The following is a 7,346-nucleotide window of genomic DNA, read 5'->3' as shown; positions in this document are numbered from 1 at the left end:
CGGACCATAAATAACAAGCTATAACTCCCGCCGCATCCAGAAACGACTCGGCTACCTCAGTCCCGTCGAGTTCGAGGAGAAGCACTACGCCAACCAGGCGACGACCGAACGAACGAACCTGAAGCCCCGTCAACCTGTACTGACCAGCTGATCAGCACCTCCCGCACGCCGGGGGAACCTCAGGCAGAGACCAGGAAGTCGCCACGCTGGCCGCGAGCCCCCACCTCACAGGCTCACAACCTCATATGCAACGCGTTCACCTGGGAAAACGGGCTGTGAGGCGGGTAGACCTCACAGCGTGACACCCGGATTCGCGACACCGGATGTTGTCGCCCTCTGGCGGAGGCGGGCAGGTCTGGCAGGGTGATCCGCGACGGCAGGCTGTCGCGTCTCGCCGCAGAACCAGGGGGTCCCGGGTGGCGGGGATCGAACGGGAACCGGTGGAAGTGCGGATACCCAAGGCCGCCTTGGACGCCTTCGCCGCGGCGCTGAGCGTGCGCACGGCGGCGATCCGGACCTGGCCCGACGGCAACGGGTGGATGTACGCGCTGGGTACGTGGGATGAGCCGCACGTGGAAGTGGCGTTCATGCCCGGCGGCGAGGAGGTGTGGCTGCGGATGTCCACCGACCTCTCGCGCCCTCGTTGTGTGGACCATCCAGCAGTGGTGGGACTTCGCCGGCGAGCTGCCCGATGCGGCACCGCCGCAGGTCTGAGCGCTCAGTCCTTGTCGATGATCCGAAGGATGCCGAGCGGGACTTCTTCCGCCAGCCGGGACAGTGGCTCCAGGACGTCCTGGTACACCGGGTCGGTGTGGGGCGGGCAGTGCTCGGTCAGCAGGCAGCCGGCTGCTTCGTCCTTGGTCCGGGGGCGGGCCGCGTCCTGGTCGGCGGCGAGGTCCAGGACCAGTTTGATCGCGGTGTCCACGCCGTCGCGCACCTGGGTCCACCGGCGCGCGGTGTCCTCGTGCTCGTTCGGGATGACGCTGGGGCGCCCGGGCAGGAGGTCGGCCACCGGCACCGACAGCGCTTGGTGCAGGCGGCCCAGGGTCGGCTCCTGGCACAGCTCCTGAACCGTCGCGTCGTCCAGGGGTGGCTTCGCCTCCGCGAGGCGCTGCAGGACGGTGACGCCCAGGACGACCGCGGCGGCTGTGTACTGCCAGGCGGTCAGTGCCGTGTGCCGTTCGTACGCGGTCGCGCCGCGCGCGATCTTCAGGACGGCCTCTTGGTGGAACTGGAACGCCGTCTGCGTCTCGTGCAGTTCGGCCACGTCACTGGCGCTGTGGAGGCGGTCCCAGAGGGAGGCCGCCGACTGCCACTCGTGCTGTGCGGTCTGGAACGCCGCGTTCAGCGACCGCAGCGCCAAAGCCTCGAGCTCGGTCGTCGTCAGCGGGGCCGCGCTCATCGAACCGTGGAAACCACATCGCCACTCCCCACCCGGGCCGGATCAGTCCCCGGCACGCTACCCCGGGTTCTGACGTCCCCGGCCCACCGCCCGCACATACCGGTCCGGGTGGGGAGCGGCCCGGGTGCCTCTGCCGGCCCGACGCAGTTGACCCGGACGGCCTAAACCGGGGAACACGGCCCCGTCGTTGGACAGGTGTGACGAGACTGATCGAAGAACAGCCGGTGGCCGAGGTGATCTCGTGGCCTGAGCGTCCCCGCCACACTCTGCCCAGGGAGTCACAGCTCAAGGCGTCTTTGGTCAAGCACGGTGTGGAATACCCCATCACGGTGGTCTCCCGCGAGGCTTATCTGGAGAGGCTGCCGCGTCAGACCAACTCCGTGAAGCGGTGCTTCTCCTATGTGGCGATCGGCGACTACCACTGGCTGGAGGCTGTGCGATCTCTCGGGTGGGCCCGGATTCCCGTCCTGGTCCGGGACATGCCCCAGGACTCCATCGCTGCCTTCGTGCTGCGCCGGCACCGTCACGATGACTACCTGGGGCCCCTGGATCAAGCAGAGCTGCTTCGTGCCGCGCTCAGCGCGCCGGGACGGACGGAAAGCCAGAATGCCTACGCGCGGAGTCTGGGGTGGAGCCCTACGACGGCTTCGCAGCGCCTTGCTCTTCTGAAGCTCACTCCCGAGAAGCAGGCAGCCCTATCAGCGAACGAGCTCAGCATCATGGAGGCCCGGCAGAGGGCCAGCACGCGCCGCGGCGGCAAGTCGCTCGCCCCCGGCCCCCTCAGCCCGCTCGCGTCCAGCTGATGAAGGGAATCCCTATGCCCAAGAAGACCGGCGCCGAGAACCCGTACGGCTACGACGCGGAGACGGACAGCATCCGGGTCGGGCGGCACGACCTGGAGCGGCTGCTGCTGGAATTCCGCTCGCTGGTGAGCCAGCAAGCGCCCGGCAGCTGGGAGCACATGAGTGACTACGACTTGTCCTTCGAGCGGCTGGCCGACGCTGCCGACGCCGCCGCTCAGGTCCGCCAGGACACCCGTTGGGAGGGCCCTGATCTGCGGATGCGCTGCACGACCACCGAAGCTGTGTACGAGTGGCCGGAGGGCGCGCCCTACGAGGGCGGGACGACGGTCACGTGGAACGTGCCGGGCCACGGCTCTCATGCCACCGATCCCACGGAGGAACTGACCATGTCGCTGTGCGGCTTCAGATGGGCGGAGGGGGAAGGACGGCGTGTGAGCGGCTTGCCGGACTGCCGCGAGTGCCGGCGGGAGGTCCAGCTCGGTGCCGACCGCCCTCGCGGCACCTGATGACCACAGCGCGGATCCGCGGTGCCGTCCGGGTGGATACGGCGGTGGCTACGATGTGGAACGCCACGACCCCGGCAGTTGCGATGCCGGGGTCGTGGCGTTGTCACCGGGTGGCTACCCGAGCCAGACGATGTTCAGCACGGTCAGCCGGCGCAGCGGCCGGTTCACCCAGTAGGTGAGGGAGAGCCGGCCGACGGAGGCGTAGCGGACGTCCTCGCCCTCGAGGTCCTGCGCGTTCCACTGCCGGAAACCCCACGGGTCTGCGGCGGCGGCGCCCAGGACATCCCACACGGTGTCTTCGATGTGCTCGGGCAGGGTGTCGAGGACCTTGGCGGCCGGGGCGGAGAAGCGGACCGCGTACGGCTGTCCGCTCACCGGCGCCTTCGCCTTCCCCGGAGCTCCGCCATGTCGATGGCCTCGCTGTCGTCGTAGCCGGAGTCGACGAACGCGTCGACGGCCGGGGCGTGGGCGAGTCGGCTCTGCCAGTCCTGGAGGACTTCGTACAGCCCGCCAAGGGAGAACGTCCGGCGGGAATCCTCCAGGGCGGCCGCCCACTCCTGCTCGAAGGTCGGCACCCACTGCGCGGCGCGCCGGTCGGCGCGCAGCTGGTGGAGCAGTTCGGCCGGAGCTCCCGGTGCGGGGGCATACGGCGTGACGGGTGCGTGGTCGGGCTGCGCGCTCATCTGGTCCTCCCGGCGGCAAGTCGTGACTTCACGGTAGTGGGCGAACGCTCGTGTCACGGAGCTTGCTGAATATCAGCCGCAGGATGTCGGCGTGAGGGTGTATCCAGGGTCTATGAACAGCACCGGTCTCCAAATAGGTGACCTCAACACGACCCAGCCCAGAGGCATCTGCCCTCACTGCAACCACGGTGTGGGTTTCAGGCGTGTGGACCGCCGGATGGTCTTCCCCGAGCTGATTCCGCAGCGGAGCGCCTCCGGCATGGACTTCTCCGCCGTAGGCTCCTCCCCCGAGCCGGAGCGCAAGCGTGTGTGGCGGAAGGTGGAGGAGTACGTCCTGGAGTGTCAGCTGTGCGAAAAGACGTGCGTGTTCTTCGCTCATTGGGGCCCAGACGTACCTTCCGTCACGGAGGCATTGCAGAGCGATCAGAGGATGGGAGAGGTCAAGCTGAAGGTCACCAGACTGCAGTTGACCTACCCCAGCCAGCAGAACCGGGCGTTGCACGAGGCGGCGCCACTGAAGATGCGCGAGATGTTCCATGAAGGGGCGCGGTGCGAGAGCGCCGGAGCGCTGAGGGCGGCAGCGGCTATGTACCGGGCGGCCGTCGAGGAGCTTTGCGCGGATAAGCAGGCTGCTGGCGGCAATCTCTTCGAGAAGATCGAAGGGTTGACTGCCAAGGGCGTTTCCCCTGAGATCGTCGCCGACCTGCACGAAGCCCGGACGTTGGGCAATTGGAGCCTGCACGACGGGCTCTCCTTCTCCGCTGGAGAGGTGGCAGACGTCGCACTGCTGATCGAGGAAGCAGTGAAGGTGGTCTACGTCCAGCCGCAGGAACGCGCCGCGCTCCGTACCGCACGCAAGGAGCGACGCGACCAGCACCGCGCTAAGCAGAAGAGCTGAGCTCAGTCCGGGTTGCGTCCGAACGTCCCATGCCGCGGGGGCTCAAGGATGCATGCCACGCAGCTTGCTTCTATTGGCGGTTCCGCCACTCGGTACGTGCGCCGGGGTGGCCGTGAAGGTGGGCATGTCGGTCACCGCTGGCGCTTTTTCGTGGAGAAGGCGCGGCCGCACACGTGTCCGTCGGGTGTTCCCCCGCTGCAGAACCCGCCGTGCGGCAGATCGTCGGTAGTAAGGGGGTCCAGCCCTGTCCATTCCTCGCTGTGTTCGTGGCACAGCAGGACTCCGGGCAGGTCTGGGTGCTGGTAGGCCACGATGTTGGCCTGGGGAGGGGTGCGGTCGGGCTGCATTATTTGCTGGCTCTCCCGGTGCTGGTTGTCATCTCACCGTACGGCCGCAGCGGTGGAGGTGTGGTGGTCTTCTGTCAGAAGCGGGTCCGCACTTTGCTGCGGAGGTCATCTGCCACGGTGTGGTTGTCGTACAGACCTGCTTGGGCGGTACGGCGCCAGGGGCGGGCGTGGCGCAGGGCGATGTAGATGCCCGGGTCTTGTGTGTCCGGGTCGATGTCGGCGATGGCCAGGCCGGGGCGGTTTTCGGTGTGGCAGTGGGCGAGTTGGCGGCCGCCGGGGGCGGTGATGGTGGCGGGCGCGGTGGTGGCGAACTGGGCGGGTACGGAGTAGCCGACCCAGTGGTTGTAGAGGGTCGCGTATGCCGGGGCGAGAGCGGCGCGGGCGGCGTCGTCGACCATGACGGAGATCAGCATGCAGTCGACATCGAGCTGTTCGTACTGATGGAACAGTTCGGGGAAGTTGGCCTCGATGCACAGGGCGGTGCCGAACCGGATGCCGTCGATGTCATTAGAGAGCTCCTTAATGCCGGCGTTGGGGCTGACCTGCGGTGACACGTCGCGTAAGTGTCCGGGACGTGCCACCACTCCGTTCCTCAGTTTTCAGCCCCTTCAGCCCCTGGCGATGGCGTTGAGTGCCGCCTAGCTGATCACGAAGGGAATCAGGGCTACCTCCACATCCCACGGCGTCGACGAGGGAGACCGCAGCACGAAGCTGTACTGGCGGCCGTTGTCGTCGGGGCTGGCCCGGGAGCTGGGCGAGTCCTGGCGGGTCATCGCCCTCGACCAGCGTGGGCACAGGTATTCCGACCGCCCCTCCGCCTTCTCCCGCATCGGCTACATCGAGGACGCTGCGACCGTGCTGGAACATCTGGGGATCGACGGCGCGGTCGTCCTCGGCCACTCGCTCGGAGGAGTCAACGCCTATCAGCTCGCCGCCCGGCACCCCGGCCTCGTCGGCGCACTGATCACCGAGGACATCGGTGCCGAGGTCGATGGCGACCTCTCCTTCAGCCTGTCCTGGCCGCACCGCGCACCGAACCGGAACCAGCTGCTCGCTGAACTCGGCCCGTCGGCTAGTGCCGCATCAGGCAACGTTCGCCCTGGTGGCGACCTCGCGTAGTCGTTTGTCGGCTGCCTGCACCGGTTCCGGCTCGATGACCCGTGGCTGGCGCTGCTGGGCGCCGCCGCCGACCCGGCCCCGCGGTCCCGTCAGCCGAAGGAGACGACGAACGGGCACTCCGGCCCGTGCCGGTCCCCCCGGGCTTCGTAGCCTGCGACGTACGTATCCCCGCGCCTTACGTGGATGATGTTGCCGTCGACGGTGCAGCCGTCTCCCGCGCGGAGCAGGTCCCCGAGCGGATCGGTGTCCTCGACCGGATAGAGGGAAGTGGCGCCGGAGTAGGTGAGGGTGGCCGTGCCGTCCTCGTGGTGGTGGACCGTCTCTCCCTCGAACCCGTACATCCGTAGCTCGGAAACACACAGCAGCGGCTTGGACACGGCCGCCTCGATCGCCGCGGCGTAGAGCGGGAGCTCGCTGCGGATGACCTCGAGCAGGCGGCCGGCGAACTCGAGGGTGGCGGGGCACGCGTAGGAGCAGGGCATGTACGGGACCAGGCCGTACAGGGTGTGCCGCAGGTGCGGGTTGCACAGCGGGGACGGCTTGCCCCGGGTGTTGCGCCACGCCGCGTAGTAGGTGTTGTCGTCGTTCCAGTTGTTGCGCTCGCGGAAGAAGTCCTGGCAGCACACGGGGTAACCGAGGGCGTCCCCGAACGTGTCGTGATCGGCCCGGTGCTTGTCGACCACTTTGCCGTCGACGATCAGCGGGTACCAGCCTGAGCCGACCACGCGGTCCAGAGCGGCGCGGTCACGAGCGAGGAAGACGTGGGCCTCGGCGCCCTCGCGCAGGGCGGGCACGAACGCGGCCCGGGTGGTCGTGAGACGGCCCGGGGGCATCCGGGCGATCTGCGGTGAGAGCCTGTCGAAGCAGGCGTCCACGTGGTGGACGAGGCCGAGCGTCTCGGTGAGGGCGCGAAGGGCGGGCCAGCCGTCCTTCGGGACCCACAGGTCCATGGCCGGTTTCAGCCCGCTCGCGACGGCGATGAGCGCGGGGAGCTGGGCGCCACCGCGGGTCACCTCGGCCAGGTTCCAGTACCGGCCCGCCCGCAGCTCGCGTTCGACCGCCGCGGTCGCCGCGAGGTTCACCGGGCGGACCGGGGCGGGAGCCGGATGGGCGGCATCCGGCAGCCGCAGGCCCCATGCCAGGGCGTGCGCCGTCGTGCGCACGTCCCGGTCCGCGTCGAGACGGTGCCGCCGCGCCATGAGAGTTCCGGTGTGCGTGAGGATGTACAGCGCTTCCTCACGGCGGCCGAGATGGCGCAGCGCGAAGGCGTAGCACTGCCAGAAGTACGGACTCTGCGGATCGTGGTTGACACAGGCCGCGTAGCGCACGGCGGCGGTCCGGTAGTCCTCGCACACGTACGCGAGATGTGCCGCCGCGAGGTCGGGAACCAGGCCGTCGCCCGGAGCGGTCTTGGCGAGGATGCCGGCGGACTTGCCTCCGTGGAGCCGGTGCAGGTCGCGTACGGCCTCGATCAGGGAGTCCGCCGGGTACCAGCGGCGGACCACCGCCTCCGGGGTCCAGTCCTCCGGGAGGCCCAAGGCGTGCAGGGCCGCCCGGGTGGCGGCGTCGTTGCGGGTGGGCCGCGCCT

9 protein-coding genes are annotated in these 7,346 nt (G+C 68.7%); 4 read left to right on the top strand and 5 right to left on the bottom strand.

Annotated elements, in window-relative coordinates:
- Positions 1–718 precede the first annotated feature (718 nt).
- Complete coding sequence (locus J1C73_RS10825) at positions 719–1,402, bottom strand: hypothetical protein (RefSeq protein WP_207316158.1); 684 nt, start codon at positions 1,400–1,402, stop codon at positions 719–721.
- A 197-nt stretch (positions 1,403–1,599) separates the two neighbouring features.
- On the opposite strand from J1C73_RS10825, the gene J1C73_RS10820 reads away from it, so the two are divergent.
- Together J1C73_RS10820 and J1C73_RS10815 are read left to right on the top strand one after the other, a co-directional pair.
- The gene (locus J1C73_RS10820; protein ID WP_207316157.1) at positions 1,600–2,205 is read left to right on the top strand and encodes a ParB/RepB/Spo0J family partition protein; all 606 of its coding nucleotides are present in this window, start codon (positions 1,600–1,602) and stop codon (positions 2,203–2,205) included.
- A 14-nt stretch (positions 2,206–2,219) separates the two neighbouring features.
- Positions 2,220–2,711, top strand: coding sequence for a hypothetical protein (locus tag J1C73_RS10815; RefSeq protein ID WP_242643998.1), 492 nt, complete (start codon positions 2,220–2,222; stop codon positions 2,709–2,711).
- Between the two features lie 114 nt (positions 2,712–2,825).
- Here the strand turns inward: J1C73_RS10815 and J1C73_RS10810 are convergent, their stop codons facing one another.
- A complete protein-coding gene (locus tag J1C73_RS10810) occupies positions 2,826–3,086 on the bottom strand; it encodes a hypothetical protein (RefSeq protein ID WP_207316156.1) in 261 nt (86 codons plus the stop codon).
- On the bottom strand, positions 3,083–3,394 hold the full coding sequence (locus J1C73_RS10805) for a DUF6247 family protein (RefSeq protein WP_207316155.1): 312 nt from the start codon (positions 3,392–3,394) through the stop codon (positions 3,083–3,085). Before J1C73_RS10805 ends, J1C73_RS10810 begins: the two co-directional genes overlap by 4 nt.
- 217 nt (positions 3,395–3,611) lie before the next feature.
- Here J1C73_RS10805 and J1C73_RS10800 point away from each other — a divergent pair, with 217 nt between their 5' ends.
- Positions 3,612–4,292, top strand: a complete 681-nt coding sequence (locus tag J1C73_RS10800; RefSeq protein WP_207316154.1) for a DUF4145 domain-containing protein — start codon at positions 3,612–3,614, stop codon at positions 4,290–4,292.
- Between the two features lie 421 nt (positions 4,293–4,713).
- On the opposite strand, the gene J1C73_RS10795 is transcribed toward J1C73_RS10800, so the two are convergent.
- Positions 4,714–5,220 (bottom strand): hypothetical protein, encoded by a 507-nt coding sequence (locus J1C73_RS10795; RefSeq protein WP_207316153.1) that lies wholly within the window; start codon positions 5,218–5,220, stop codon positions 4,714–4,716.
- A 145-nt stretch (positions 5,221–5,365) separates the two neighbouring features.
- On the opposite strand from J1C73_RS10795, the gene J1C73_RS10790 reads away from it, so the two are divergent.
- Entirely contained in the window at positions 5,366–5,758 is a 393-nt protein-coding gene (locus tag J1C73_RS10790; RefSeq protein ID WP_242643997.1) for an alpha/beta hydrolase, read from the top strand.
- Positions 5,759–5,847: 89 nt separating this feature from the next.
- On the opposite strand, the gene J1C73_RS10785 is transcribed toward J1C73_RS10790, so the two are convergent.
- A partial coding sequence (locus tag J1C73_RS10785; protein WP_207316152.1) for a hypothetical protein occupies positions 5,848–7,346 on the bottom strand: 1,499 nt, incomplete at its 5' end.

It is taken from the genome of Streptomyces laculatispora (genome assembly GCF_017353455.1).
Taxonomy (GTDB): Bacteria; Actinomycetota; Actinomycetes; order Streptomycetales; family Streptomycetaceae; genus Streptomyces; species Streptomyces laculatispora.
This window is presented reverse-complemented; position numbering and strand designations above follow the sequence as displayed.